The sequence below is a fragment of the Nocardia sp. AB354 genome (assembly GCF_049538315.1).
GTDB classification, from domain to species: Bacteria; Actinomycetota; Actinomycetes; order Mycobacteriales; family Mycobacteriaceae; genus Nocardia; species Nocardia nova.
Map to the genome: position 1 here is coordinate 1 of NZ_JBMVFU010000003.1, position 27,000 is coordinate 27,000.

Annotated in this window: 28 protein-coding genes; 9 read left to right on the forward strand and 19 right to left on the reverse strand. The window is 68.5% G+C overall.

Annotated elements, in window-relative coordinates; translation table 11 throughout:
• The first annotated feature begins 247 nt into the window (after positions 1-247).
• Positions 248-1,171: a cutinase family protein gene (locus tag ACPCUW_RS04850; RefSeq protein ID WP_104391917.1), complete on the forward strand. Its 924-nt coding sequence runs from the start codon at positions 248-250 to the stop codon at positions 1,169-1,171.
• 73 nt (positions 1,172-1,244) lie between these two features.
• On the opposite strand, the gene ACPCUW_RS04855 is transcribed toward ACPCUW_RS04850, so the two are convergent.
• The 4 genes from ACPCUW_RS04855 to lysX all read right to left on the reverse strand — a co-directional run bounded on the left by ACPCUW_RS04855 (position 1,245) and on the right by lysX (position 6,276).
• Positions 1,245-1,547 (reverse strand): hypothetical protein, encoded by a 303-nt coding sequence (locus ACPCUW_RS04855; RefSeq protein WP_305779631.1) that lies wholly within the window; start codon positions 1,545-1,547, stop codon positions 1,245-1,247.
• A gap of 253 nt (positions 1,548-1,800) precedes the next feature.
• Positions 1,801-2,070 (reverse strand): hypothetical protein, encoded by a 270-nt coding sequence (locus ACPCUW_RS04860; RefSeq protein WP_305779630.1) that lies wholly within the window; start codon positions 2,068-2,070, stop codon positions 1,801-1,803.
• A gap of 155 nt (positions 2,071-2,225) precedes the next feature.
• Positions 2,226-2,870: a histidine phosphatase family protein gene (locus tag ACPCUW_RS04865; protein WP_063015304.1), complete on the reverse strand. Its 645-nt coding sequence runs from the start codon at positions 2,868-2,870 to the stop codon at positions 2,226-2,228.
• A gap of 70 nt (positions 2,871-2,940) precedes the next feature.
• A complete protein-coding gene (gene lysX, locus ACPCUW_RS04870) occupies positions 2,941-6,276 on the reverse strand; it encodes a bifunctional lysylphosphatidylglycerol synthetase/lysine--tRNA ligase LysX (RefSeq protein WP_423423795.1) in 3,336 nt (1,111 codons plus the stop codon).
• A gap of 156 nt (positions 6,277-6,432) precedes the next feature.
• On the opposite strand from lysX, the gene ACPCUW_RS04875 reads away from it, so the two are divergent.
• Complete coding sequence (locus ACPCUW_RS04875) at positions 6,433-6,654, forward strand: RNA-binding S4 domain-containing protein (protein ID WP_030516732.1); 222 nt, start codon at positions 6,433-6,435, stop codon at positions 6,652-6,654.
• A gap of 43 nt (positions 6,655-6,697) precedes the next feature.
• On the opposite strand, the gene rraA is transcribed toward ACPCUW_RS04875, so the two are convergent.
• The 7 genes from rraA to ACPCUW_RS04910 all read right to left on the reverse strand — a co-directional run bounded on the left by rraA (position 6,698) and on the right by ACPCUW_RS04910 (position 11,286).
• Positions 6,698-7,183, reverse strand: a complete 486-nt coding sequence (rraA, locus tag ACPCUW_RS04880; protein WP_030516733.1) for a ribonuclease E activity regulator RraA — start codon at positions 7,181-7,183, stop codon at positions 6,698-6,700.
• 70 nt (positions 7,184-7,253) lie between these two features.
• Entirely contained in the window at positions 7,254-7,712 is a 459-nt protein-coding gene (locus ACPCUW_RS04885; RefSeq protein ID WP_423423796.1) for an SRPBCC family protein, read from the reverse strand.
• 89 nt (positions 7,713-7,801) lie between these two features.
• A complete protein-coding gene (locus ACPCUW_RS04890) occupies positions 7,802-8,743 on the reverse strand; it encodes a CopD family protein (protein ID WP_423423797.1) in 942 nt (313 codons plus the stop codon).
• On the reverse strand, positions 8,740-9,294 hold the full coding sequence (locus ACPCUW_RS04895) for a copper resistance CopC family protein (protein ID WP_082857247.1): 555 nt from the start codon (positions 9,292-9,294) through the stop codon (positions 8,740-8,742). Before ACPCUW_RS04895 ends, ACPCUW_RS04890 begins: the two co-directional genes overlap by 4 nt.
• Positions 9,291-9,950: a YcnI family protein gene (locus ACPCUW_RS04900; protein WP_423423798.1), complete on the reverse strand. Its 660-nt coding sequence runs from the start codon at positions 9,948-9,950 to the stop codon at positions 9,291-9,293. Before ACPCUW_RS04900 ends, ACPCUW_RS04895 begins: the two co-directional genes overlap by 4 nt.
• A 75-nt stretch (positions 9,951-10,025) precedes the next feature.
• Positions 10,026-10,535, reverse strand: a complete 510-nt coding sequence (locus ACPCUW_RS04905) for a hypothetical protein (protein ID WP_063016494.1) — start codon at positions 10,533-10,535, stop codon at positions 10,026-10,028.
• A 109-nt stretch (positions 10,536-10,644) separates the two neighbouring features.
• A complete protein-coding gene (locus tag ACPCUW_RS04910; RefSeq protein ID WP_423424027.1) occupies positions 10,645-11,286 on the reverse strand; it encodes a DUF6474 family protein in 642 nt (213 codons plus the stop codon).
• 358 nt (positions 11,287-11,644) lie between these two features.
• Here ACPCUW_RS04910 and ACPCUW_RS04915 point away from each other — a divergent pair, with 358 nt between their 5' ends.
• Entirely contained in the window at positions 11,645-13,354 is a 1,710-nt protein-coding gene (locus ACPCUW_RS04915; protein WP_195073313.1) for a TM0106 family RecB-like putative nuclease, read from the forward strand.
• On the forward strand, positions 13,351-15,366 hold the full coding sequence (htpG, locus tag ACPCUW_RS04920; protein WP_423423799.1) for a molecular chaperone HtpG: 2,016 nt from the start codon (positions 13,351-13,353) through the stop codon (positions 15,364-15,366). Before ACPCUW_RS04915 ends, htpG begins: the two co-directional genes overlap by 4 nt.
• Before the next feature lie 85 nt (positions 15,367-15,451).
• On the opposite strand, the gene ACPCUW_RS04925 is transcribed toward htpG, so the two are convergent.
• Together ACPCUW_RS04925 and ACPCUW_RS04930 are read right to left on the reverse strand one after the other, a co-directional pair.
• The gene (locus ACPCUW_RS04925) at positions 15,452-16,804 is read right to left on the reverse strand and encodes a lipase family protein (RefSeq protein WP_423423800.1); all 1,353 of its coding nucleotides are present in this window, start codon (positions 16,802-16,804) and stop codon (positions 15,452-15,454) included.
• 243 nt (positions 16,805-17,047) lie between these two features.
• The gene (locus tag ACPCUW_RS04930) at positions 17,048-17,815 is read right to left on the reverse strand and encodes an SDR family NAD(P)-dependent oxidoreductase (protein WP_030516743.1); all 768 of its coding nucleotides are present in this window, start codon (positions 17,813-17,815) and stop codon (positions 17,048-17,050) included.
• Between the two features lie 186 nt (positions 17,816-18,001).
• Between ACPCUW_RS04930 and ACPCUW_RS04935 the strand changes: the two genes are divergently transcribed.
• Positions 18,002-18,754, forward strand: a complete 753-nt coding sequence (locus tag ACPCUW_RS04935; protein WP_305779625.1) for a TetR/AcrR family transcriptional regulator — start codon at positions 18,002-18,004, stop codon at positions 18,752-18,754.
• Positions 18,755-18,772: 18 nt separating this feature from the next.
• Here the strand turns inward: ACPCUW_RS04935 and ACPCUW_RS04940 are convergent, their stop codons facing one another.
• Entirely contained in the window at positions 18,773-19,210 is a 438-nt protein-coding gene (locus ACPCUW_RS04940) for a VOC family protein (RefSeq protein ID WP_064908372.1), read from the reverse strand.
• Positions 19,210-19,779, reverse strand: coding sequence for a DinB family protein (locus tag ACPCUW_RS04945; RefSeq protein ID WP_305779624.1), 570 nt, complete (start codon positions 19,777-19,779; stop codon positions 19,210-19,212). Before ACPCUW_RS04945 ends, ACPCUW_RS04940 begins: the two co-directional genes overlap by 1 nt.
• 61 nt (positions 19,780-19,840) lie before the next feature.
• On the opposite strand from ACPCUW_RS04945, the gene ACPCUW_RS04950 reads away from it, so the two are divergent.
• Positions 19,841-20,830, forward strand: coding sequence for a helix-turn-helix transcriptional regulator (locus ACPCUW_RS04950; protein ID WP_423423801.1), 990 nt, complete (start codon positions 19,841-19,843; stop codon positions 20,828-20,830).
• Here the strand turns inward: ACPCUW_RS04950 and ACPCUW_RS04955 are convergent.
• The 4 genes from ACPCUW_RS04955 to ACPCUW_RS04970 form a co-directional block, all read right to left on the reverse strand.
• Positions 20,813-21,529, reverse strand: coding sequence for a TMEM165/GDT1 family protein (locus ACPCUW_RS04955; RefSeq protein ID WP_423423802.1), 717 nt, complete (start codon positions 21,527-21,529; stop codon positions 20,813-20,815). The genes ACPCUW_RS04950 and ACPCUW_RS04955 overlap by 18 nt on opposite strands.
• 358 nt (positions 21,530-21,887) lie before the next feature.
• Positions 21,888-22,415, reverse strand: coding sequence for a hypothetical protein (locus ACPCUW_RS04960; protein ID WP_030516749.1), 528 nt, complete (start codon positions 22,413-22,415; stop codon positions 21,888-21,890).
• Positions 22,416-22,635: 220 nt separating this feature from the next.
• Positions 22,636-23,259, reverse strand: a complete 624-nt coding sequence (locus ACPCUW_RS04965) for a superoxide dismutase (RefSeq protein WP_030516750.1) — start codon at positions 23,257-23,259, stop codon at positions 22,636-22,638.
• A gap of 260 nt (positions 23,260-23,519) precedes the next feature.
• Positions 23,520-24,128, reverse strand: coding sequence for a hypothetical protein (locus tag ACPCUW_RS04970; RefSeq protein ID WP_423423803.1), 609 nt, complete (start codon positions 24,126-24,128; stop codon positions 23,520-23,522).
• Positions 24,129-24,575: 447 nt separating this feature from the next.
• On the opposite strand from ACPCUW_RS04970, the gene ACPCUW_RS04975 reads away from it, so the two are divergent.
• From ACPCUW_RS04975 to ACPCUW_RS04985, 3 genes are all read left to right on the forward strand, one after another.
• Complete coding sequence (locus tag ACPCUW_RS04975) at positions 24,576-24,959, forward strand: rhodanese-like domain-containing protein (protein WP_423423804.1); 384 nt, start codon at positions 24,576-24,578, stop codon at positions 24,957-24,959.
• A 75-nt stretch (positions 24,960-25,034) separates the two neighbouring features.
• Positions 25,035-26,114 (forward strand): DUF4328 domain-containing protein, encoded by a 1,080-nt coding sequence (locus tag ACPCUW_RS04980; RefSeq protein WP_423423805.1) that lies wholly within the window; start codon positions 25,035-25,037, stop codon positions 26,112-26,114.
• Complete coding sequence (locus ACPCUW_RS04985) at positions 26,111-26,878, forward strand: glycerophosphodiester phosphodiesterase (protein ID WP_063016478.1); 768 nt, start codon at positions 26,111-26,113, stop codon at positions 26,876-26,878. The genes ACPCUW_RS04980 and ACPCUW_RS04985 overlap by 4 nt, the downstream gene beginning before the upstream one ends.
• Positions 26,879-27,000: the final 122 nt, after the last annotated feature.

Sequence of the window (27,000 nt, forward strand, 5' to 3'; positions counted from 1 at the left end):
CGCGTCCCAAACATCGGAAATCGGACGGGATTTCGAGCTCGGATGGCAGTTCCACCGTGCCGCCGTTATCCTGAGCACCGGTATGTCGTAAATGCTCTTGGTCCGCGTCCGAACTCGTTCACGAGTTCACGGACGCGGGCGGTTTTTGCTTCGCCGGGAATTTACCGCGCGGCAATGTGGCGGCGGCATCATCAGCGGCGAATACATATGGGGAGCCCCGGCGAGGGCTGGCTTGAACTGGAGCAGCATGCGGTTGAAGAAGGTTGTCGCGGCCGCCGGGGCGGCAGTCGCGGTACTGGCTGGTATGGCAGTGTCGGGTACCGCGGTCGGAAGCGGTTCCGCGAGCGCGGATCCCGGTTGCCCGAGCCTGTATGTCGTCGCGATTCCGGGCACCTGGGAGACCGGTGATCACAAGCCCGACCATATGGTCGGCCCCGGCATGCTGTCGGGTGTGACGCGCGGCCTGCCGAGTTCGACGGACGTCGACTACGTCAGCTACGCCGCGACCGCCTTCCCGTGGGAGGGCGATGTCTACGGCGCCTCCAAGAAGGAAGCGACCGACAACGCGCGCGGCCTCATCCAGGCGATGGCGGCCCGCTGCGCCGGTACGCACTACGCGATCGTCGGTTACAGCCAGGGTGCGGATGCCGCGGGCGATCTGGCCGCCGAGATCGGCACCGGCCTGGGCGCCGTTCCGCCGGACCGCGTTTCGGGTGTCGGCCTGATCTCCGATCCGCGTCGTTCGCCCACCGACGTCCAGGTCGGCCCGGTGGTCGGCGGCGCGGGTGCCGGTGGCCCGCGCGTGGGTGGATTCGGCTTCCTCAGCGACCGGGTGCGCACCATCTGCGCGGCCGGTGACCTGTACTGCTCCACCGAGGACACCGACTACGTCACCCGCTTCGCCGGCTTCCTGGCGCAGGCCTCCGGTGCGAGCGCGGCGAACCTGTGGCGCTACCAGCTCGAGGCGGGGTCGATCATCGGCGACCTGATGGCGCACGGCGGTGTCGCGGCCCTGCAGTCGCAGCTCACCGACGACGCCAACCAGCAGCGGGTGGAACAGCTCGAGCACTTCTACCAGTCCGGCACGCACACCTCCTACGGCAGCTATTCGGTGGGCGGCGGCCAGACCGCGATCTCCTGGATGCACAACTGGATCGCCGGAATGGCATGAGCCGGTAAGGCGCCCGTGAAGGCCACCCCGCGTCGAGCGGGGTGGCCTTCACCGTTTCGGGGATCAGCCGGGATCAGCCGGCGGAACCGGTCGGCGGGAGCTGGGGCAGCTGCGGGCCGGGTGCCGGCTGGTTCTCCGGTCCGCGGTCTCGATCGCCGCGGTTGTCGCGATCGGGTCCGCGGTGGTCGCCGTCGTGATCGCGGTCGCCGGGGTGGTTGTCGCGGTCGATGGCGACCGCGCTGGGGGTGTTGGCCGGGGCGTCGGCGAAGGCCGGCACGGCGAGCGCGGACAGGGGAACGACGACGAGCGCACCGGCGACGGCGACGCGGGTCGCGAGGCGGCGGGTGCGGTTCTTCGGCTTCGCGGTGGTCTGCAAGGTTTCGGCCTTTCGTCTGCGAAATACGGAGCCGTGCTGGGGATTCGGACCGGGCGGCCCGGCGGCTCACGAGTACATCGAAACGCGGCCGGCTGGGACGGCGATGTTCGCGAACTGTGAATGAACTTTGAAGCGACCAGGCCACGGTGCCGCGATCCCGGTCACGAGCACCGAATCCGTGTTCCACACAGCGAACGAGGGCCGCTCCCGGAAAGGGAGCGGCCCTCGTATGTTCCTCGGCTGTGCGGTTCGATCAGCCGAACGAGCCGGTGGGCGGGGGTCCGGGCAGGAAGCCACCGGGACCGGACTGCCACGGGCCGTTGTCGTGATCGTGATCGCGATCGTGATGATGACGCCACCCGTCGTGGTCGTGATCGTGGTCGTGCCAGTCGATCTGCGTGGCGGACGTGGTATCGGCGAAAGCGGGTACCGCGACCGCGGCGACGGGGGCGGCCGCGATCGCGCCGGCGACGGCGACGCGAGCAATCAGCCGGCGGCGCGAGGAACTCGTGGAGGAGAGCAACGGACTACCTTTCTCGGAACACGGGCCGCCGGGCGGGGCCCGTGGTCATCCATGGAACGACTCGTTGCTGTGTCCGGCAGGCTTTCGGGCTGGCAATCGGCTGTGAACTTCCGCCACCCGCACAGCTTTCGGATGCTCTCGCCCGTACGCTCTGCTCAGATCGCGTCGCCGGCCGCAGCGGGACGATTCCGCGGCAGCAGATCCCACACGTGGCTGTTCTCGTTGATCGTCGCGGCGGTGCGATTACCGCTACGGGAGAACAGAATCCGGGTGATCGAGCAGTAGTCGATCGGAAAGGTCAGGGGGCGTTCGAGTCCGAGAATGTCCTGGAGCAGCACGTTCACCACTCCGCCGTGGGCGAAGGCGACAACCGTATCGGCCGGTTCGGCGGCCGCGACGAGTTCCGACACCGTGCCCAGCACCCGCGCCACGAACGCGGGCCCGTCGATCTGTTCGGGCAGATGTCCGGCCTTGATCCGGTCGTAGGTGGCGCGGAAATCGCGCTTGGCGTCTTCGATCGGGATATACGCGGGCAGATCGCGGTCGTATTCGGCCAGCCCGTCGAGTACCTCGACCGGCAGTCCCAACTTCTCGGCCGTCGGCGCGGCGGTATCGCGGGCCCGCCGCTGCGGACTGCTCACCACCCGCGCGATGCGATGCTCGCCCCCGGCGAACCGGGCGATCACGGCCGGTACCCGCCGAGCCTGCTCGACACCGAGTTCGGTGAGTTCGGGATCGGCGGGACCGGAGGTGGTCAGCACCCGGCCGGGCTGGGCATGACGCACGAGAACAAGCTGCACGGATCTACTGTGCCGGACGCGGGTTCCGGGTTCGCGAACGGGTGCGCGCGCCCCGGCGCCGGCGGTGCGGTCAGCGTCCCTCGCCCTGTCCCGTGCGCGGTTTGACCAGTGGGAACGGCAGGGTTTCGCGGATACTGCGGCCGGTGATGAGCATGACCACACGATCCACACCCACACCCAGACCGCCGGTCGGCGGCATCGCGAATTCCAGTGCCTCGAGGAAGTCCTCGTCCAGTTCCATGGCCTCCGGATCACCGCCCGCGGCCAGCAGCGACTGTTCGGTCAGGCGGCGGCGCTGTTCGATCGGATTGGTCAATTCGCTGTAGGCGGTACCCAGTTCGACACCCCAGGCCACCAGATCCCAGCGTTCGGCCACACCGTCGATGCGGCGATGCGCGCGCGTCAGCGGTGACACCGAGGTCGGGAAGTCGATGTAGAAGGTCGGCTCCTGGGTGCGTTCCTCGACGAGGTGCTCGTACATCTCGAGCACGATCTGCCCGGCGTCCCAGCCCGGCTGATACGGCACCTCGACCTTGTCGCACAGCAACCGCAGCCGATCCACCGGGGTATCGGGAGTGACGGTCTCGCCGACGGCCTCGGAGATGGCGCCGTGCACGGTGCGCACCGGCCAGTCGCCGGAGATGTCGACCTCGGTCAGCGTCCCGTCCGCACCCGGCCGCAGGGCCACGCAGGCGCCGTTGGCCGCGATCGCCGCATTCTGTATGAGCTGCCGGCACGCGTGCATCATGCGCTCGTAATCACTGTGCGCCTCATAGGCTTCCAGAATCGTGAATTCCGGATTGTGGCTGTAGTCCACACCCTCGTTGCGGAACACCCGGCCCAGCTCGAAGACCTTCTCCATCCCGCCCACGCACAGTCGCTTGAGGTACAGCTCCGGTGCGATGCGCAGGTACAGGTCCAGATCGTAGGCATTGATGTGGGTGCGGAAGGGCGCGGCGTTGGCGCCGCCGTGCACCTGCTGCAGCACCGGCGTCTCGACCTCGAGGAAACCCCAGCCGGTCAACGTATCCCGCAGCGACCGCACCACGGCGCTGCGTTTGGCCAGTACCTCGCGCGCCTCGACGTTGATCGTCATATCGACGTAGCGCTGCCGCACCCGCGCCTCGGGGTCGGCGAGTCCGCGCCACTTGTCCGGCAGCGGATGCAGGCATTTGCCGATCATCCGCCAGTCCTGGGCGAGCAGCGACAGCTCGCCCCGGCGGCTCGCGCCGATCTGGCCGCTCACCTCGATCAGATCGCCCAGATCGAAGTACTCGCCGAACGAACTCGAGCGGCGTTGGCCGACCCGGCCTCGGTCGATGAGGATCTGGATATCGCCGGACCAGTCGCGCAGCGTCGCGAAGGTGACGCCGCCGTGGTCGCGGATCCGCAACAGCCGTCCGCATACTCGCACCGTGGTGCCCTTGGGGGAGCGGCGGGCGTCGGCGATCGAATGGGTCGGGGCGTAGGCCACCGGATAGGCGTCGATATCGGCCGATTCGAGCCGGCGCACCTTGTCCATCCGCACCCGCACCTGTTCGGGGCGGCGGGCGGCGGCCTGTTCGAGGGCCGAGGGCGGCGCCTCGGGCGGGTTGCCGTCGGCGTGCAGCCCCGTGATGGTGGCCGGCACCGCGGAATGCAGACCGGTGTGGGCGGAGGCATCCGGCTGCTTGCCGAAGCGCGGCAGGAAGCCCTCGGCCAGCGCGCTGGCGAGCGCGACCCGAGGCAACTGGCGGCGCTCCTCGAAGATGAAGAACCGCGGCACCCACTGCGGCTGATATTTCACATTCGACCGGTACAGCGCCTCGAGTTGCCACCAGCGGCTGAAGAACATCAGCACACTGCGCCACAGCCGCAGCACCGGGCCGGCGCCGATCCGGCTGCCCTCCTCGAAGACCGAGCGGAATACCGCGAAGTTCAGCGAGACCCGGGTGATCCCGTACTGTTCCGAGGTCAGCGCCAGCTGGGAGATCATGAATTCCATGATTCCGTTGGGGCCCTTGGGATCTCGTCGCATCACGTCGAGCGAGACCCCGCTGCGGCCCCAGGGCACCAGCGACAGCATGCCCCACACCCGGCCGTCGCGATCGAGCGCCTCCACCAGCAGGCTGTCGCCGTCGAGCCGGTCGCCGAGCCGGCCCAGCGCCATCGAGAAGCCGCGTTCGGTTTCGGTATCGCGCCAGGAATCGGCGCGGGTGATCATCTGCGCCATCTCGTCCGGCGAGAGTTCGCTGTGGCGGCGGATCCGGACGGTGAAGCCCTGTTTGTGCAGGCGGTTGGCGGCCTGGCGCACCTGCTTCATCTCGGGCCCGGCCAGCGAGAACGAACGGGTGTCGAGAATCGCCTCGTCGCCCAGGCGCAGCGCGGACAGGCCGGCCCGGCGGTAGGCGGTGGCGCCGAGTTCCCCGGCGCCCATCACCGCCGGGGCCCAGCCGTATTCGTCGGCCAGTCGCAGCCAGGCATCGATGGCCTGCGGCCACGCCTCCCGCACACCGATCGGATCACCGGAGGCCAGGCATACGCCGAGTTCGACGCGGAAGGTGATCGCCGCCTTACCGCTGGGCGCGAACACCACGGCCTTGTCGCGGCGAGTCGCGAAGTAGCCCAGCGAATCCTCGACATCGGAGCGGGCGAGCAGGCCGCGCACCGCGGATTCGTCCAGCCCGGTCATCGCGTTGGAGGCGCGCTGTGACCGGAACAGCACCAGCGCGGCGGCCAGCAGGGCGATGGCACCGAACAGGCCGAGCAGCAGATTCACCACATGCGGCGGGTGGCCGTCGAAGTTGTTGTCGGCCACCAGAATTGTCGCGGTGACCCGCGAGATCGCCCACAGCGGGCGCTGCGCACCGCGCGGCAGGCTGCCGGGGAACAGTTCCACCAGCCCCCACCCGAGCAGGCTGCTGATCACCAGCCCGCTGACCAGGACGCCGAGCGCCTTCCACACCGCGCCCCGCCGCACCCGGGTGTAGAACTCCGGCCATGCCGCGATCATCAGGCCGATCACCGCGAGGTGGACGAACAGCGCGGCCAGCGCGTGCGGATCCTGTTCCTCGGCGAAATCCAGTCCGTTGGCGAGCGCGAACAGCGCCATGTACCCGACCAGCAGCCACCAGGCGATGCGTTTACGGGAGGCCGTCGCGCCGGCGAGCAGACCGACGATCACCGCCCACATCAGGTTCGTATCGGGCGCGTCGAAATAGTAGGCGTCGAGGTAGTGCCGCGGGACCGAGGTGATGTAGCGCAGGCCGGGCGAAATACTCCACAGCGCACACAGAGCCGAGAACACGCCGAGCACCAGGCCGGCCAGATGAGGGACTTCGCTCAGCCGACCGTGGGCGCGATGCGGAACCGGTGACGAAGGTGATCTGCGGTCGCGCGAGTGGAGCTGGTCTTGCGTGGAAGTCACCGCACCAGTGTGCGGGCTGGGGCCGCTCGAGGGGAGAAGGCCACCGGGCGAGTCCTGCTCGTGCACGGTCATATTCGATCCTTTCGCCGGACCCCGGTGCCGACCGGGACGGGGGCGGCGTGCGGCCCGCCGAGCGCGGCGGTAAAGATGTAACCCATGTCGGATCCAGTCGATGTGCCGATCGAAGACGAAGTCATTCGACTCGGGCAATTCCTGAAGCTGGCCAATCTCATCGACAGCGGGTCGGAGGCCAAGACCGTGATCGCCGCCGGACTCGTGCGCGTCAACGACGAGGTGGAACTACGGCGGGGCCGCCAGCTCCATGCCGGAGACGTGGTCGCACTCGCCGGCCACCGCGTGCGGGTGGCAGGCGGATAGTTCGGCAGGCGCGGGGCCGGCCGGCCCGGCGGCGATCGGCGACTCATTCCGCGCGGACGACGACCCCGTCGTGATCGCTGTAGAGCATCTCGCCCGGCACGAAGGTGACGCCGCCGAATTCGACCGGCACATCGCGTTCGCCGGATCCGGTCTGCGTGCTCTTGCGCGGGTTGGTCCCCAGCGCCTTGATGCCGATGGGCAGGGTGCGCAGAATCGCCGAATCGCGGACGCCGCCGTTGATCACGACGCCGGACCAGCCGTTGTCGACTCCACGGCCGGCGATCACGTCACCGACGAGGGCGGTGTGGATGCTCGCACCGCCGTCCACGACCAGCACACGTCCGTCACCGGGTTCGCTGAGAGTCTGCTTGACCAACAGATTGTCTTGGAAGCAGCGAATGGTGACGATGCGCCCGCTGAACACCGGATTGCCGCCGAACTGCGTGAATTGCGTATCACAGCTGCGAATCTCGGGGCCGATCTCGTCGGCGAGGTCGGCGGTTGCCACTAGGTTTGCTGAATCGGTCACGAAATAAGCTTGCCATGCGGGCGACGATCGGATCCTGAGACCTTCGCCGCGTGACGCGGGCCCGCCCGGTTCAGCTGTCGAGGGTGCGCTGATACTCCGCGATCTTGGTCGTCAGATGGTGGGTGGTGTGTTTGACCGACAGTTTGACGAACGGCTCGATGGTCTTGCCCAGCACCTTGCCCGCGAGTCCGCCCGGCACCCGGTATTCGACGATGGCGTCCACCGTGCAGTCGCGGTCGCCGCGGGGATGGAACAGGAAGGTCGATTCGATCTCGAATCCGGTCACGGCCTTCACCGAGATCGCGATGTTCTTCTCCCAGCGCACGATCTCCAACCGCGAGGTCAGCGAGGCGGGGCCCAGTTTGATCTCGGTATCGAACGTCGCGCCCAGCCCGGCCACCTGATCGGTGATCGGGCGGAAGGAATGGACCTCGGTGACGAATTCCGGCAGATGGCGATAGTCGTTGACGTAGTCGAACGCGGTCTCGGCCGGCGCGGCGCAATCGGCCACGATCTTCACTGCGGTCATGCGGTAACCGTAACGTGTTCCAGTCCGGCCCGGACCGGATGTAATTGCTATCACTCCAGTTCGGAGGCCTGTCCGGCCCGGGCTCGGACTCAGGCGGTCACCGCCAGCGTCGCTGCCAGGCCGAACACCGCGGCCATCACCACGACCTCGATCAGGGCGCGGCGCAGCGAGGAGTCCGCGGTCATCCGGTGGTCGGTGGCCACCGGAACCCAGCTGCGCCGCCACCACCAGCCGAGGCCGAGCAGCGCGACCGCCATCACCGTCTTCGCCAGCAGGATGCGGCCGTATCCGGTATCGACCAGGGCGGCCGGACCGCCGACCCGGACCAGCCCGTTCACCACGCCGGTCACCGTCACCGCGGCCACCGCGGGCAGCGCCCAGCCGGAATAGCGCGGCAGGATCACCGCCCACTCACCGCGGGTACGCACGACCAGCGCCAGCGCCAGCAGCAGGCCGAACCAGACGGCGGCGGCCAGGGCGTGGACCGCGGCCAGCACCGATCCCAGCGTCTGCTGTGACATATGGCCGGTGATCGGGCGCAGCACCAGCGTCACCGCGGCGAAGACCAGCACCAGATCGGCGGTCGCGCGGTCCGGTCGCCGGAAGGCCAGCGTGCTGTAGCAGGCGACGGCCGCGGTGCCGATCAGCACGGCGATGCCGATCTGGCCCCCGCTGACATGCGTGAGGTAGTCGCCGAAATCGCCGGCGCGCAACCGGGTGAGCGGTACCCCCACCACCTCGGCGGCCTCGGTGGCCAGCAGCACGAATTCCGCCACCGCCCAGAGGCCGCCGAAGACGGCCAGCAGCCGCCACGCGGGCCGCAGCCGGTCGTGCAGGCGCGGCAGCGCGGCCAGGCCGAGAACCGTCGCGCCCAGCCCGTCGGCCAGAGTGCGCACCGGCGCCTCGGCTTGTACCGGATCGGGTGCGGCGAACGCCCATCCGGCGGCGGCACCGAGGAGGGCGGCCGGGACGACCAGCAGCAGTGCGTAACGCAGTGCGGTCGATCTGCTGCCGGCCGTCCCCGGCCTCATGGTTTGCCGCCGCTGCCCGACCGTCGGGAGCGACCGCCGAACAGCGCGAACGCCAGTCCACCACCGAACAGCACGACCGCGGCCACGATGAACACCCACAGCGGCACGCCCCCGGAATCGCCGCCGCCGGAGTTGCCGCTCTTGGCATCGGCCTTGGGCCCCGGTGTGCCGTGGCCGGGCGTGGTCAGCTCGAAACTGCGGGTACCGCTGACCGGATGGCCGTCGGCGGAGGTGACCCGGTACGCCATCGTGTAGGTGCCGGCCGGGCCCAGGTCACCGACCTCGACGGTGACGGTCGGGCCGTCCACCACCGGCTTGCCCTTCGACCACAGATTCCCGTCCGGGCCGACGACGGTCAGCGACGGGAAACTCGGCTGCAGATTCTCGTTGAAGGTGACGCTCACCCGCGCGGGACCGGTCTCGACCTTCGCGCCGTCGGCGGGGTCGGTGGATACCACCGTCGAATGCGCGGCGGCCGGACCGGCGACCGTGATCGTCAGTGCGCCCAGCGCCAGCGCGCCGACCAGGGCGAACACGATGCGGCGCATCATGAGCGCCGGCTCCGGATCAGGCTGCCGAGTCCGAGCGCGGCACCGAGGGCGCCGAGAACCAGTCCGATACCGCCCAGCCAGCGCGCGGTGTTGTCGGACTCGTCGCTGTCGGACTTGTCGGCGGCAGCGCTCGGCATGCTGGCGTGATCGTCGTCGGATCCGGCGGCTCCCAGCGTGATGCTCGGAGCGGGATGCTCGGGTTCGTCACCGCCGGCGGGCATGGGCTCGCTCCAGTTGACGACCTTGCCGTCGCTGTAGGTCTGAGTGGCCGGGAAGTTGATCTTGTCCTGCTTCGGCAGCGGCCCGACCGCGACGGCGAAGCGCTGGAACTGCTCGGGAGTGATGCCGGGAGTGCCCGGGTTGGCGGTCCAGGTGACGGAGGTGAACTGGTTCTTGTCGTTCTTCTCGGTCTTGGCGGTCCAGCCCGGAACGGGTTCGGTGCGAGCCGCGGACAATTGCGGCAGCGCGACGGTCAGTTTGGTGGTGGACGCGGTCGCCGATTCGGTCGGCACGCGGAAGGTGATGACCGCGTAGCCGCCCTGGGCCGCGCCGGGCGCGTCGGCGGTGACGTGCGCGGCCGCGGTGCCGGAGGCGAGCAGGGCGAGACCGGCGGCGGCGCCCGTGGCGACCAGGGCGCGCGACAGTGAGGTGGACATAGTAAAGCTCACGATGGGTGACTTTCTCGGTACTCGGCGAGATGCCGGAGGAATTGCCTGTGGTCGAGGATCGGTTCAGGCGAGTACCGGGGGTGCGCGCGAGCCGAGGGCGCCGGCGCTCCATTGCTGCCGCGCTTGCCGCGCGGAGGTCCGCCACCGGGGTGTGGCGATATCCACCGGCGGTTGCGGCCGGGTGGTGACGGCGCGGACCGATCGGGAGACGGCGGCATACAGCCGTTCCACGGCCACGATCAGCACCGCGCACACCACGGTGGCGAGGGTGTGCGCCAGTGTCATCCAGTTGTTCGGGAAGATCGAGATCAGCCCGGAAAGGCCGCTCCCGCACGATGTTTCACCGGGCCGATGAGCGGGCAGCAGGCTCAGCGCGATATGCGAGACCGCCTGTCCGCCACCGAGTGCCGCCAGGATGCCGATCCGGCCACGCGCACCACCGGTGGGCGGCAGCATCGACGCGAAGGTTCCGGTGGCCGCCGCGCTCAGCAGCAGCAGCGCCAGCGTCGCCGAGCCGGGATAGCCGCCGTCGGCCCATCCGTGCGCGGCCACCGCGAGGACCACCACCGCCATACCGACCAGCCCGCCCCGCAGGCCATCGATGCCCGGCCGCCGGACCGCTCGCCGGTAAGGCGGGGATCCGGTTGTGGGCCGGGCACGATGCGGCATGGCGAGCGGTCGGTCAGTGCACGCCGAGGCGCGCGAGGATATCGGCTTCGACGCCGGCCAGTTCGTGCGAGATGGAGTTGTGCACCGCACGCCGGCGCGGCGCGGGCATCTGCTCGGCGGTGCGCACGGCAGCGGACAGGCTGGCGAGCCGGTCGCGGGTGGCGGCCACGAACTTCTGCGTCTCGCCGCTCTTGTCACCGGAGTTCTCGATACCGGCCAGGGTCGTTTCGACACCGGTGATACGGGCCTGCAGGCGGGCGCCGTGGCCGGTGAAGTTGCCCAGTTCGCCGATGCCGATACCCAGCCGATGGGCGCGGCGGGTGTCGATCTGGCCGCGGATGAAGGTGGCGGCCCGGTAGGCCAGCGGCGCCAGCACCGGCACCAGCACGCGCGCCACGCCCAGATACTTCTTCACCTGGCTCGCCGTGAGCAGTTCGCGGTCGGCTCGTTCGGCGGTCTTGAGGGCGGCCTTCTCCTCCGCCTTCAAGGTCGCGATCTGAGCCTTCGCCACCTCGCGCTGGGTGCGGATCTCGGCGCGCTGGCGTTTGCGTTCGTTGCGGGCGCCGAGTTTGGCCTCCATCGCGGCCTTGTGCTTGAGGGCTTTCGCCTCGGCTTTGCGGTCCGCACGCCGCTTGCGCTTGGTGAACAACCCCATCGAAAGCCCTCCGTCACGAAGTTCCGTCATGCTGATATACCCACATGCCACACGGTTTGCGCCAACTGTAGCGGGATGCGGACCCGAGGGCGCCGCCGCGGCGGACGGTTCGCGGCGATCCGAGCTCCGGACGGCGGGAGTGCCGAGGTAGCGGCCCCGCGTACACCCTGCACGCAGGCGGTTCGCGGGAGTGTCGGAGGTAGGGACCATACTGCTTACCGTGTATTCGGGCAGCGGCGACCGGGACGGTCGCGAGGAGGACGGCGGAGGCGACGAGCGGCGGGCTGCTGCTCGCCGAACCGCCGTAGTGCCCGCCGAAGTGGAACGGGCGCAGCAGGTTTCGGCCGATACGGTGAATATCTCGACCCCCGCCGAGGCCGGTGAACATCCGCCGCGAATCGCCTACGTCGACGCGCGCGCACTGGTCGGCTGCCGGCATCGGTTGCATCTGGACGCCACCCATCCGGAACGGCTGCTCGGGGTGCCCGAGGACGCGGGTGTCAAACAGCGCCGCGACGCCGCCACCGCGCATCGCACCAAGGTCCGCGACACACTCGTCGCCGCCGACCCACAGGCGTGGGTGATCATCGATCCGGATCAGACCGCGAGCGGTCGCGCCGAGGATACGCTGCGCGCGTGTTCGGAAGGGGCGCAGCGCATTTGGGGTGCGCTGCTGCCCCAGGAGTCCGATACCGGTCGTCGCGGCGGCTGCGAGATCCTGCTGCGCGACACCGATCGGGGCGGCTATATCCCGATCATCGTGGTCAACCACAAGGTGACCGATCCGCGCCAGCCCGATCCGGCCGATTTCCACCCCACCACCTCCGATCTATACCACTGGGATCCGCGCCCCGACCGGCACGTCCGCGTCCGCACCCAGCCGCGCGACCAGCAGCGGCTGGCCCACCTCTACCGGATGTTGCAGCGGCACGGGCTGGCCAGTCCCGCCCTGGTCGGCGGGGCGATCGGCTATCACTTCGACCGGATCCTGGTGCACGACCTGGGCCCGGTGCTCGACGAGTACGACCGGCGTTATGCCGACCGCATCGCGGTGGTGCGCGGTGAGCTGCCGACCGTGCCGTCGAAGGTGCCCGAATGCCGGCAGTGCCCGTGGTGGACCCGGGCGCCGATCGTCGAGCGAACGGGAATCACCGAACCTCCCGCGGTGAGCTGTGAGGGCTGGCTGGCGGACCATCGCGACGTCAGCCTCGTCGCACCCGGATCCCGCGCCGAGCTGCTGCGCCGCCACGGCGTGCAAACCATCGACGATCTGGCCGAGTGGACCGCGGACGAACCCGAGGACTGGCAGTACGAGCCGTTCGCCGAGACGGTGGTGACCGCGCGCGCCTGGATCTCGGGCGCGCCGCTGGTCCGCCGCGTGGATCGGGTGCGGGTCACCCGGGCCGACGTCGAGGTCGACGTCGACCTGGAGAGCTATCAGGAATACGGCGCCTATCTGTGGGGCACCCTGCTCGACGGCGTGTATCGCCCCTTCTTCACCTGGGACCCGCTGCCGACCGCCGACGAGGCCCGCTCGTTCGCCGAATTCTGGACCTGGTTGATGGCGGTGCGCGCCGATGCGGCCGCGGCGGGTAAGACGTTCGCCGCCTACTGCTACTCGCGCACCGCCGAGGACAAGTGGCTCTACGAATCGGCGCGCCGCTTCGCCGGACGGCCCGGGGTACCCAGCGCGGACGAGGTCCGCGCCTTCGTCGACAGCCCGCAGTGGGTGGATATGTTCCAGGCGGTGTCGGAGCAGTTCATCTGCCCGAACGGCAAGGGACTCAAGAAGATCGCTCCGGTCGCCGGATTCGGGTGGCGCGATCCCGAGGCCGGCGGCGAGGCGTCGATGAGCTGGTATCGCCTGGCGGTCGGCTACGACGGTGCGCCCGATCTGTCGCAGCGCACCCGGCTGCTGGAATACAACGAGGACGATGTGCGCGCGACCCAGGTGCTGCGCGAATGGATGGCGCCCGCGCAGCCCCGCGCGCACAGCGCCGATGCCGAGGTTCCCGCGATGACCGACTTTCGCGAGCCACCCGCGGTCCGTCGTAATATCTGCACGTGACCGATCACGTCGAACAACTGGAGTTTCAGGCCGAGACCCATCAGCTTCTGGAACTGATGATCCACTCGGTCTACTCGAACAAGGACACGTTCCTGCGGGAATTGATCTCGAACGCCTCCGACGCGCTGGACAAGCTCCGGCTCGAGTCGTTCCGGGACAAGGATCTCGAGGTCGACACCTCGGATCTGCATATCGAACTGGAGGTCGACAAGGACGCCCGGGTGCTGACCGTCCGCGACAACGGCATCGGAATGTCGCGCGCCGAGGTGGTCGACCTCATCGGAACCCTGGCCAAGTCCGGCACCGCCGAACTACGTCGTCAGCTGCTGGAAATGAACCGAGCCGACGCCGATTCTCCGGGTCGCTCCGCGAGCTCCGCTCCCGCGGACCTCATCGGCCAGTTCGGTATCGGCTTCTACTCGACGTTCATGGTGGCCGACAAGGTCACGCTGACGACCCGCCGCGCGGGTGAGTCCGAGGGCACCCGCTGGGAGTCCGCGGCCGGCAGCTCTACCTACACCATCGAAACCCTCGACGAGGCGCCTCAGGGCACCGCGGTCTCGCTGCACCTGAAGTCCGCGGACGAGGACGATCACCTCTTCGATTACACGCAGGAGTGGAAGCTCCGCGAGATCGTCAAGAAGTACTCGGACTTCATCTCCTGGCCCATTCGGATGCAGGTGGAACGCACCGTCACCGAGGGCGAGGGCGAGGAGAAGACCGAGAAGACCATCCTCGAGGAGCAGACGCTCAATTCCCAGAAGGCGCTGTGGACGCGCCCGCGCAGCGACGTCTCCGACGAGGAGTACAAGGAGTTCTACAAGCACGTCTCGCACGCCTGGGACGACCCGCTGGAGATCATTCCGCTCAAGGCCGAGGGCACGTTCGAATATCAGGCGCTGCTGTTCATCCCGTCGCACGCGCCGTTCGATCTGTTCATGCGCGAGCACAAGCGCGGGGTGCAGTTGTACGTGCGCCGCGTATTCATCATGGACAACTGCGAAGAGCTGATGCCGGAGTATCTGCGCTTCGTCAAGGGCGTGGTGGATGCGCAGGATCTCTCGCTCAACGTCTCGCGCGAGATTCTGCAGCAGGACCGGCAGATCCAGATGATCCGCAAGCGCCTGGTGCGCAAGGTGCTGTCGACGATCAAGGACATGCAGGGCGCCGAGTCGGCCGAATCCGGCGACGGCGATGCCACCGCGGAAGAGTCGAAGTACCGGACCTTCTGGAATGAATTCGGCCGAGTTCTCAAGGAGGGCCTGCTCTCCGACTTCGACAACCGCGAAACCATCCTGCAGGTCTCGTCTTTCGCCTCGACGCACTCGGATTCCGAGCCCACCACGCTCGCGCAGTACGTGGAACGCATGGCCGAAGGCCAGGACAAGATCTACTACATGACCGGCGAATCCCGGCAGCAGATCGAGAATTCGCCGCATATGGAGGCGTTCGAGGCCAAGGGCCTCGAGGTGCTGATCCTCACCGATCCGGTCGACGAGATGTGGGTCGGCTCGGTGCCGGACTTCGACGGCAAGCCGTTCCAGTCGATCGCCAAGGGCGAGGTCGATCTGGAGACCGAGGAGGAGAAGAAGGCCTCCGAGCAGCTGCGTGAGCAGCAGGAGAAGGATTTCGGCGATGTCCTGAAGTGGCTGCAGGAGACGCTGAGCGACAGCGTCAAGGAGGTCCGCCTGTCCTCCCGCCTGACCACCTCCCCGGCCTGTGTCGTCGGCGACGTCTTCGACTTCACCCCGCAGCTGGAGCGCATGTACCGGGCGTCCGGCCAGGCCCTGCCGGAATCCAAGCGAATTCTGGAACTCAATCCGGAGCACCCGCTGGTCACCGGACTGCGCGATGCGTACTCCGCGAACAAGGACGCCGCCGAGGAGTCCGGAGAATTGGCCGCTACCGCCGAATTGCTCTACGGCACAGCGATTCTCGCCGAAGGCGGCGAATTGAAGGATCCGGCCCACTTCGCGCAACTGCTGGCTGACCGGCTCACGAAGACCGTCTGACCGCACCTCCGGAAACACGATAAGGCTCGCACGGAAGTCCGTGCGAGCCTTATCCTTTCGGCGCCGCGCGCCGAAGGCCGTGTCCTCAGTCGAAGGTGCAGCCGGCGACCGGCTTGTCGTTCAGCCGATCGACCAGATACGAGATGGCGTTGTCGGTTCCGAACCCGTCGATGATTTCGGGTCCGAAGTGATTGGGCAGCGCCGCACCGGGCAGGATCGGCGGCAGAGTGTCGGTGCGGAACGTGACGGTCGCGCCGTGGCCGCACCAGTCGCCGGCCAGCCGCCGGGCTTGGTCGTAGGGGACGGTGTCGTCGTTGATGCCGCTGGTGATCAGGACGGGCGCGCTCGGCGTGAGCGTGCCGATGCGCTGCCGATCCAGAATGTCGATGGCTGCCGGTACCTCGCGCAGGTTGTCCAGGATCGACCGGTGATCGGCCGTGAAATCACTGCCGTGCAGGAACGGGTGCTTCAGGATCACATCGCCGATGCACTCGTTCTGCAGATCCGCGAGCAGTTCCTGGGCCTGCGGCGTGACCCGCTTGTCCAGTTCGGGCTTCAGGTCCGGATAACGAGCCAGGAATCCGTTGAGGGCGTATCCGACCACGCCGCCGATCAGGTTGCCGTCGATCTTCTGCAGGACCGCCGACAGATCGGCCACCGGCGCGCCCGCCCAGACGCCCTTCAGGTCCAGTTCGGGGGCGTAACTCGGCTGTAGTTCCGCCGCGGCCGCGGTCGCGCCGCCGCCCTGGGAATAGCCCCAGAAGGCCAGCGGTGTGCGCGGGCCGGTGCCGGAGAGCGCATTCGCGGCGCGCGCGGCATCGAGGACGGCGTGCGCCTCCTCGACGCGGTTGACGTAGGTGTGGACGCCGGGGGTGCCGAGCCCGATGTAGTCGGTCACGAAGACCCGGGCGCCGAGCGAATTCCAGGCCATGGCCGAGACGGCCTCCTGATTCGCGGAGACGCTCGGCGGCGTGATGTCGGCGTAGAGGCCGGTGGAGAAGGCCTCCGATGGCGCGCACTGGTCGCCTTGACCGGAGGTGCCGGGCGCGATGACGACGGTCGGCCGCGGCCCGGTGCCCTGCCACGGGCGAGTCGCGTCGATGTAGGTTCCGCTGACCGCGACCGGCTCACCGTCCTGGGTCTGCGAGGTGTACATGACCTTCTGCGCGCTCACCGGCCATGGCCCGAGTCCCGGCGGTGCGATGAACACCGGCATCGGCTCGGTCTTGATCACCGATCCCGGCGCGGTCGCGAATTGCGCAGGGGGAGTGTAGAACTTGCTCACCGGGGTGGCGGTGGCGGTACCGGCGGCCACGCCACCGAGCGTCGCCCCCGCACACGCCGCGGCCCCGAGCGCCACGATCCGACGGATGCCCCCGCGGCGCCGTCTCGGCGATCCACTCGCCCTCGAGTCCTGTGCACTGCGATCCAACTTCATCGTTACGACCTGGCCTTATGAACTTACTTCCCAGTAGAATAGGCTTTAACATAGCCGTATTTCCCGCTGGGGAGAAATTCATCGTCAGCCGCCCCGAAACCGCGCCGCAAAAATTGTGGCCGTTCACAACCGTCGACCCGCCGGCCCCGAGCGCAGCCCACGGCCCGCGCAGCCGTTCGTCCACGAAATCGAAAGGCCGACACGGAATTCCGTGTCGGCCTCGAGCGCAATCGCGAGCCGGCGTCAGCGCGGCGCCATGCGCAGCGCACCGTCCATGCGGAAGGTCTCGCCGTTCAGGTAGTCGTGCTCGGTGATGTACTGCGCGAGCTGCGCGTACTCGTCCGGGCGGCCCAGGCGCGAGGGGAACGGCACACCGGCCTCGAGGCCCTTGCGGTACTCCTCGGTGACGCCGGCCAGCATCGGGGTGTCGATGATGCCGGGGGCGATGGTGTTGACGCGGATGCCGAACTGGGCCAGGTCGCGCGCGGCGGGAACGGTCATGCCGGCGACGCCACCCTTGGAGGCGGAGTAGGCGATCTGGCCGATCTGGCCCTCGAACGCCGCCACCGACGCGGTGTTGATCACGACGCCGCGCTGGCCGTACTCGTCGACCGGCTCGGTCTTGGAGATGGCATCGGCGGCCAGGCGCATCACATTGAAGGTGCCCAGCAGATTCACGGTGATCACGGTCCGGAACAGCTCCAGATCGTGCGGGCCGTTCTTGGACAGGATGCGTCCCGCCCAGCCCACACCGGCGCAGTTGACCACGATGCGCGGCGGCACACCGGATTCGACGACCTTCGCCACCGCGGCGGCGACCTCGTCGTTGCTGGTCACGTCGGTCGGGATCAGGGTGACACCGGCGGGGACGCTGTCGCCGGCCCGTTCGATCGACTGAGCCAGATCGAGACCGAATACGGTCGCACCCTGGTCGGCGAAGCGTTTTGCGGTCGCGGCGCCCAGACCGGACGCAGCTCCGGTGATGATCGCGGCGGAGCCCGAAATCTCCACGGTGTTTGGTCCTCTCGTTAGTGACGGCCCTATGGGTACTGGCCTTCCGTCAACAGCACCATATCGGGCGTGGGTGCGGTCACAGCCGGGGGTGCGCCGCGTGGGAAGCCGGCACCGCGCAGAATGGAAGACAACCAGCTAGTTTCGTTTGCGAACCGGTATGCGATCGATCGATGGAGTAACCACATGACCGCCTCGGCCCCCGCGGACCGCCGGCTCCCTCGGGGCCGGCACGGAATCCCGCGGGAAACGGTCGTCCAGGACCAGCGCGACCGAATCCTCGCGGCGATGGCGGATGCGATGGCCGCGCACGGCTATGTGGGCACGTCGGTCGCGGCGGTGCTCAAGCGAGCGGGTGTGTCGCGGGAGACCTTCTACGAGCAGTTCCGCTCGAAAGAGGATTGTTTCGAGGCGGCCTACGAGCGAGCGGTGGAACTGCTGATCGCGCGCATGCGGGACGCGCCGCCGGTGCCGGAACGGTCCGCCGGGACCGGCACCGGCGGCGGCGATTCCGCACGAAATCCCGCGCGCCGGCCCGATGCCCCGGCCGGCCCGCCGATCGGCGCCTTGCTCGACGCCTACCTCGACGGTCTGGCCTCCGAACCGGCCTACGCGCGCCTGTTCCTCGTCGAGGTCTACGCCGCGGGGCCCAAGGCGATCGCGCGGCGCGCGGAACTGCAGGAATCGTTCGTCTCGCTCGTCGCGGACATTCTCGACGCCCGCACCGATCAGCAGCGCTTCGCGTGCCGCACCATGGTGGCCGCCCTCAGCGCCATGGTGACAGCCCACGTCGCGGCCGATGATCTGGACGGGCTGCGCGAGTTGCGCGAGCCCATGCTCGAGTTGGTCCGCCGCAGCGGCGATCTGTTCGGCGGTGTGCCCGCCGACCCCGGCGCCCTCGATCGCACCGATCCGCGGGAGCATTTCGATCCCTGGTGACCACCGCGGGACGCCGACTCAGTCGAGGCAGAATTCGTTGCCCTCCGGATCGGCCATCACGATATGCCCGTTGCCCAGCGGGGGAGCGGGTTCGTGGCGCTGCAGCCTGGTCGCGCCGCGGGATACGAGCCGCTCGGCCTCGGCCTCCAAGGCCGCCATCCGTTCGTCGCCGCTGAGTCCCGGGGCCGCCCGCACATCCAGGTGTACGCGGTTCTTGGCCTGTTTGCCCTCGGGCACCCGCTGGAAGAACAGCCGCGGACCGGCGCCCTCGGGGTCGATCAGCGCCGAAGCGTCGTTGCGCCGTTCGGGCGGCACATTCATGGCCGCCAGCGCCTCGTCCCAGGTCCGGAATCCGGGTGGTGGATCCTGCAGCCGGTAGCCGAGGGCGTCGGCCCAGAACTCCGCCAATGTCGCGGGATCGCCGCAGTCGAAGGTGATCTGGACATCGCGGGCCATCAGCTCGCCTCCTGTCGGTTCCGGTGCAGGTAGAGGTCGCGCAGCAGGCAGACCTCCGCCAGATGGTGGATCAGTTCGCGATGGATGTGCAAAACCAGTGCCGAGAGCGGGAGTTCGGCATAGGGCCCCTCGGCCGCACCGCACGGACGGTCGAGGCCGTCTTCGTCCAGCGATTCGATGCCGCCCAGCCAGGTGGAATATTCCGAATCGAGTTGGGCCAGTGCGTCTTTCGCGGTCTCGGCGTACTCGAACGCATAGTAGTCGGTGGCCGCGCGCCCGAAGTGCGCGGCGTTGCGCACGGCGAGTACTCCGACGATCACATGGCCGAGCCGCCACGCGATCGTCGTGAACGGCGCGGGCTCCGGCGGCGGGAAGGCGAAGTCGATGGTCATCGCACCGGAACCACCCTGGATCGGTGCGCTGCCGGCGCCGCGCGGGTGCAGGTTCCAGCAGCCGGGCACGGGCTCCCAGAAATACTCGTCGTCGGTGAGCCCGTCGAGCCGGGGCCGGAGTTGGTTGGTCCAGTGCCAGTCGATCTGCTCGCGCAGCAGTTTGTTCCAGTCGGTCATGGACACAGCTTCGCGCGAATAGCGGACAGATACCTTCCGGAATTTGTGCCACCATGAGCACATGACCGTCGAGGCGACTACCGAACGGGTGCTGCGGCTGCTGGCCCTGCTGCAACGGCGGCCGTCGTGGACGGCCACCGAACTGGCCGCCGAGCTGGGCGTCACCGATCGTTCGGTGCGCCGCGACGTCGAGCGTCTGCGCGCGATCGGTTATCCCGTCCAGGCCACGGCCGGTGTCGGCGGGGGATACCAACTCGGTGCGGGTAAGCGGCTGCCGCCGCTGCTGCTCGACGACGAGGAGGCCATCGCCACCGCGGTATCGCTGCGCCTGGCCACCGGAGGAACCGTCGCGGGCGCGGGCGAGGCGGCGCTGCGGGCGCTGACGAAGCTCGATCAGGTAATGCCGCCCCGATTGCGGGCCGAGGTGCGCGCGGTCCACGACGCGACCGAGACCATGGCAGGTCCGGGAATCGAGATCGACGCCGAGTTGCTGATGACCCTCGCCCGGGCCTGCCGGGACGCCGTCCGGGTCCGCTTCCACTACGCCGGCCGCACCGGGGCCGCCGGTGAACGCACCGTGGAACCGGTCCGCATGGTCACCACCGGCCGGCGCTGGTATCTCATGGCCCGCGATGTGGACCGCGACGACTGGCGCACCTTCCGCCTCGACCGCATGCGAGAGGTGCAGGCCACGACCTGGCGTTTCCGTCCCCGCGACCATCCGGACCCGGTCGGCTACGTCCAGCGATCGGTGGCCGAGGCGCCGTACCGCCACCTCGCCCGAATCCGTGTGCACGCCGACTCCGCCCGGGTGCGCGACCTGATTCCGCCCCAGGTCGGCCGCGTCGAAGACGATCGCGACGGCTGGTCGGTATTGACGGTGGCCGGCGACGACCTCGACTGGCTCGCGGTCCGCATCGTGCGCCTGGGTTTCGAGGTCGACGTCGTCGAGCCGCCGGAACTGCGCGAGGCCGCGGCCCGTCTGGCCCGCGATCTGTCGGCGATAGCCGAACCGGGCCGGGCCGCCGGCCGCTCAGTGCCCGTGCAGTGAATGCGGTTCCGCCGGCTCCTCCTCGGGCCGATCCGGGCGCCCGAGCAGGCCCCACACCGCACCGCCGAGCAGCGGCACGACGGCCGCGAGCGAGTATTCGCCGAGTTTGCCCAGGTCCGGCGCCACCGCGCCGAGCAGGGTGGCGGCACCGATGTAGAGGAACAGCAGGCCGGACGCGACCGCGACCGCCCGTTCCGGAATGTGCTTGCCCACCGTGATGCCGATCGCGATGGCGAGACCGCCGGCCGCGACCATGCCCGCGACCGAACCCGCCCAGACGGCCACCCAGTTGTGATTGGACGCCAGCGCGATGGTGGCGAACATGGTCCGATCGCCGAGTTCGGCGAGCAGGAACGACGAGATCACGATGAGGAAGGCGCGGCCGGCGGAGGTGGGGCCGGTGGGTACGGGTTCGTCGGGATCGGGCTCCTCGTGCCGGGACGCCCATAGCGTCCACACACCGACCGCCAGCAGGATGATGCCGGTGCAGAGTGCGATCAACTCGGTGGGCAGGGCAGCTCCGAGGAAATGTCCTACGCCGACGGCGATCACATTCACCAGCACGCTCGCGACGGTGATACCGCCCAGGACGATCCACCAGCGGTAACGCAGAGCGAAGGTCAAGGCCATCAGCTGCGATTTGTCGCCGAGTTCGGCGACGAAGAGCACGCCGAAGCTCAGTAGTATCGCGGCGATCATTATCGGCTCCCAGGTCTCCGGCGTATCGGCCGAAGACGGGCGCCCTCAGCCGACCACGCCGCATGAACGGTGTGTCGTCGGCCGAAGGTCTCGTCCACCGGAAAACCGGTTCGCATGGCCGGATCCGTCCAGCGGATCAGTATGTCGACCATGCGATTGCGGGCTACTCCCCTTCGCTGTATCTCAGCCTACCCTTACCCCTAGCCGACTGCCAACTCCCTGTTGCCGAAATCGCAATGCGCGCAATAAGTTTGGCGATGCGGCCGAAAAGTTTCGGGTACCCGTCGAAGGGGTTTCGCCGGGGCTGGGCACCTCGTTCGGACCGCCGTGTCGCGGGTGGGAAGGGGCGTCGTGGACCTCAGGCGGCGAGCAGCATGGCCAGCACCGCGGTATCGGGATCCGAGATCGGATCCACGCCCACGCGGCTGACCATGGAGGTGACGGTGCCGTCGAGTTCGGCCTCCACCCACGCCGCCCGGTGCGCCAGCCCCAGATGCGGAACGCCCGGCAGCAGAACGCATCCCGACGCGGCGCCGACACATTCGGGTAGCGACGGATTCGTCTCGGAGGGCGGATGCAACATCATCAGCGCGGGCGGCACATGATCGGCGAAGCGCCCCGGCTCGATCGCTTCCTCGCCCAATACCGGCCCCTCGGCCACCACCAGTCCGACGGTGCCCGGATGCGGGTCGTCGGGCAGTTCTTCGCGCGCCCCGAAGACCGTCGTGGTGGTCAGCAGGCCGGGCAGGCTCGCCACTCGCACCGCGAGCGCCAGCAGTTGCGCCCATTCCTTGGTCGTGTCGGGCCAGCGCCCGGAGATCACGAAGCCACGCAGCAGGCCGCGGGCCTGGAACGGCGTGACCCCGACCGGATTGTTCGTACGCATCGGATGCCTCCCGAACTGTCAACGGGGGCGGCTCCGCGGTGAGCGAGCCCGTCCTCGGCCTATCGTGCGATAGGAGTACCCGAGAATGACTCGAACAATGTCTGGCACACAAGTACCAGAGAGTGCTAAATCGCAGGTAACACGGTCGAAACACGGCCCCCAACGCAACTCAGGCCATACCGGAACGGTATGGCCTGAGTACGCGGAGAGGCGGATCGGCTCAGCCGAAGATGAGGCCCTTGCCCTGAGCGACGGCCTTGGCGAAGCGCTCCTGCACGTCGGCCCAGTTGACGACGTTCCAGAACGCCTTCACGTAGTCGGCCTTGACGTTCTTGTACTGCAGGTAGAAGGCGTGCTCCCACATGTCGACCTGCAGCAGCGGAATGATGCCAAGCGGCACGTTGGCCTGCTGGTCGTACAGCTGGAAGGTCAGCAGCTTCTGGCCGAGGGTGTCGTAACCCAGCACGGCCCAGCCCGAACCCTGCAGGCCGTTGGCGGCAGCGGTGAACTGCGCGCGGAACTTGTCGAACGATCCGAACTGGTCGTCGATCGCGGCGGCCAGGTCCCCGACCGGCTTGTCGCCGCCGTTGGGGGACAGGTTCTTCCACCAGATCGAGTGGTTCACGTGACCACCGAGGTGGAAGGCCAGGTTCTTCTCGTGCAGGAAGATCGCGCCGTGGTCCTCGGCCTCGCGCGCGGCTTCCAGCTTCTCGAGCGCGGTGTTGACGCCGGCGACGTATGCGGCGTGATGCTTCGAGTGGTGAATCTCGTTGATCTGCCCGGAGATGTGAGGCTCCAAGGCGCCGTAGTCGTAATCCAGATCTGGCAGCGTGTACTCAGCCACGATGTCCCTTCCTCATGATGTCGGCGCGTGTACCCGGTCTTGTCGAGCACACCAACCTTCATTCGTACACCCGCTCGATGCAACCGGGTCCGGTCCACCCTAGATTCCCACGGCCCGAAATCGACTGCGCGGCCAGGATCGAGGGCGCATGCCCGAGATATGCCCCGGCTCGGAGATTTATTCACGCTGAACGCATGTCGGCGCACATTTCACGTGGATCCCGATACCGGGTTCCGCCACTTCGGCGGCGCGATCCGTGCCTACATCGGCGGTGCGACGTCGGGCAGCATGGTGCGCGGATCGCACGAGTCGTGCGCCTCCCACCAGCGCCGCGCGCCGGCCGCGAATTCGTCGAGACCGACCAGAGTTCCGTCGGCGGTCTCGATGGTGACGTCCTCGAACCAGACCCGCACATCCAGTTCGCGGGGATCGGTGCCCTCCTGCTGGGAGAACTCGAGGACGTGGGCAGGGGTCCGATCGCTGATCTCGGTGTCGAAGCTCAGCAGCTCGCGCCACAGCGCCCAGCCGCTGTCGTCGACGTCGATGAAATCCCAGCCGTGCAGGGCGCCGCCGCCGAATCCGGCGATGGCGTCCCCGAGGGTGTCGAGGGTGAGGGGGAAGATATGCGGTTCCAGATCGTCCCAGCGCTGCTGGCGCAGGGATGCCGCGACCCGGCTGACCCCGGACAGTGTGAGCGACACCCGGCTGTCGGCGGGCTGTCCGTCACCGGGGAGGGTGAGCACCTCCAGTTCGATTCGAAGTCGTGCGTCCGCGGCGTCGACCACGAGTCCGAGACAGGTCGCCTCGGCGAGTGCGGTGTTGAGCCCGGCCGTATCCAATCCGTCGAGTAACGCCCTGCTCGCGTCCATAGCGTCAGGCTACCGATTCCCCGCCGTCGAGCTCGGTATTTCGGTTTCTCGCTAGTGTTGTCGGTTTTTGCCGGAGAGAGGGAACCGATCGGTCAGACGGCCCGTCCAAGTAAGTGTCGGGTTCTCGTAGCGGCCGGTCATACGCCGTTGACCAGCGCAGAGGCCCGCAGGCGGCGGCGGGGGCCGCTCCGGGACGAGGAGGGGAGTCCCGGAGCGGCCCCCGTTCCGTTTTCCCGAATCGGATGATGCGAACCGACCGGTCTCGCAAGTCGCAACCTGTGGATGAGGTTGTGGATTATGTGGATAACTGGGGGTGAGATATACACAGGTCGGTTTGCCCGGGGTGTGCGGCACGGTATCGACGGCCGGAACAAACCTGGAGTTCACCCGGGCGATCGACTGCCGGGTCTCCCCGCCGATCCGGGGGACATGGCAGGATCGTCCATTGTGACGAGCTCCGAAATCCCCTCGGTGCCGGTCCAGGATCTGCCTGCCGAATTCGACGCCGCACCGTCGGCGGGTGCCGGATCCGGTGCCGGCGCCCCGTCCGCGATCCTGCTCGATGTCCGCGAAGCCGACGAATGGCAGCTCGGCCACGCGCCGGCCGCGCTGCACATCCCGATGGTCGACGTGCCCGCACGCCTGGACGAACTGGACTACGACGCCGAGATCTACGTGGTCTGCCGGCAGGGCGGGCGCTCGATCGAGGTCGCCGAATATCTGGCGTACGTGGGATTCGAGGTCTACCAGGTCGTCGGCGGCATGGTCGCCTGGCAGCAGGCCGGACGCCCACTGAGCACCCCGGGCGATCACGAGGCGAAAATCTACTGACGAGCCGTCGAACACCACGAGCGCAACCGCACACCCGATGATGAAGGTCGACTGGATGGAAGGGGGAGCAGCCCGGTGAGTACGGTCGTGCAACCCTGCGCCCGGTGCGGCGCCCGCTGGGCGGTGCACGGCACCCCGATGCACTGGTGCCCGCGCTGTCGCGGTGTGCTGCTGTCGCCGGCACCCGTCGACGCGCCGCCGGAACGGCGTAACTACCGCTGGGTGGCCCGCCCGCCGGGGCGCGGCCCGCGGGGCGAACCTCCGCGTCCGGCGCCCGCGGTCGATCCCGCCACCCCGCGCTACACCGAGATTCCGCGCTGGGGACTGCGGGATCGGCCGCCGCACGTCGCCGTCACGCCGCAGAACCGGGTCCAGGCCGTCCTGCACTGGCTGACCGACCGGGTGGCCGGTCTGCTGCTCGCCACCGTCATCCTGTTCGGACTGTCGGCGGTCGCCGAATTCGGCCGCTATCTGATTCTGCTGCGCAACCGCACCCGGCTGATCCAGCCGCTGCTGCTGTTCTTCTCCGACCTCGCCGTCTACGCGACCTCGGTCGCCGCGCTGATCTGCGCGCTGGTCACCGCGGTGGGCCTGATCGGCTGGCTGGTCCGCGCGCGCCGCAGCGCCTATGCCGACAACGGCCGCCGCGATCCCCGCTCCCTGCGGGCGCTGCTGTGCGGCGGGATCGTTCCGGTGGTCAATCTGGTCTGGCCCGGCGTTTTCCTCACCGAACTGGTGCGTCAGCTGGGTGGCGATCCGCGCACGCTGCGCGCGGTGCGGATCTGGTGGTGTGTCTGGGTTCTCAACGGTGTGATGGTGATCGCGTCGCTGTTCTGGCGCACGGCCGATACGCTGCAGGGCCAAGCCGACGGTGTGATCTTCACGGTCTACACCGATCTGGTCGCGGTCGCGGCGGCGGTGCTGTCGCTGTGGGTGCTGCGGATGTGCGAGGGTCGTGATCTGCGCGGCCGGATCCGGATGCCCAAGCGCTGGTTGCCCGCGACCGGTCCGGCGGTGCCGGTGATCGAGCCCGTCCATCCGGTCGCCGCGGTGGAAGCCGACAACCGGTCGGCCGGCGACCATGTAGCACTGGACACCGAAGCCGAGCACACCGAAGCGGAGCGCGTCGAACAAGAGGAGGTCATGGCCAAGTGAGCCAGGGCAATCGCGCACCGTTCGTGGTCGCGCACCGAGGTGCGTCGGGGACCCGTCCCGAACACACCCTCGCCGCCTACGAGCTGGCATTGGAGGAGGGCGCCGACGGTGTCGAATGCGATGTCCGGCTGACCCGTGACGGTCACCTGGTCTGTGTGCACGACCGGACCGTGGACCGTACCTCGTCCGGCACCGGCCTGGTCAGCGAGATGACCCTCGACGAGCTGCGCGAACTGGACTTCGGCGGTGACGGCAGTCCCGCACCCGTGCTGACGCTGACCGAGCTGATCACGCTGGTACTGGACTGGCGCAGCCGGCCGACCAAACTGTTCATCGAGACCAAGCATCCGGTCCGCTACGGCGCGCTGGTGGAGAACAAGGTGCTGGCCGAATTGCAGCGCTTCGGCATCGCCACACCGGCCTCGGCCGACCATTCCCGAGCGGTCGTGATGTCGTTCGCCGCCACCGCGGTATGGCGCATCCGCCGCGCCGCGCCGCTGCTGCCGACCGTGCTGCTCGGTGAATCCTCGCGGTATCTGGGCGGCAGCGCCGCCACGACGGTCGGCGCCACCGCGGTCGGCCCGTCGGTGAAAACCCTGCGCGAACATCCCGAACTCGTCGACAAGGCCGCGGCGGCCGGGCGCGCCACCTACTGCTGGACCGTCGACGATCCCCAGGACGTCGAATTGTGCGCGGAGCTGGGCGTCAGCTGGGTCGCGACCAACCATCCCGGCCGGACCAAAACCGTCCTGGACGGTATCTGATCCACCAGGCCGGCCCCGGCGGCCGACTCGATGCGTCCCGCGGCGCGGATTCGGCGCCCCTGCGCGGCGGATTCGGTGCGCCCCTGCGCGGCTGTGGCCGCGGGAACCTGTAGGTTCTGCGT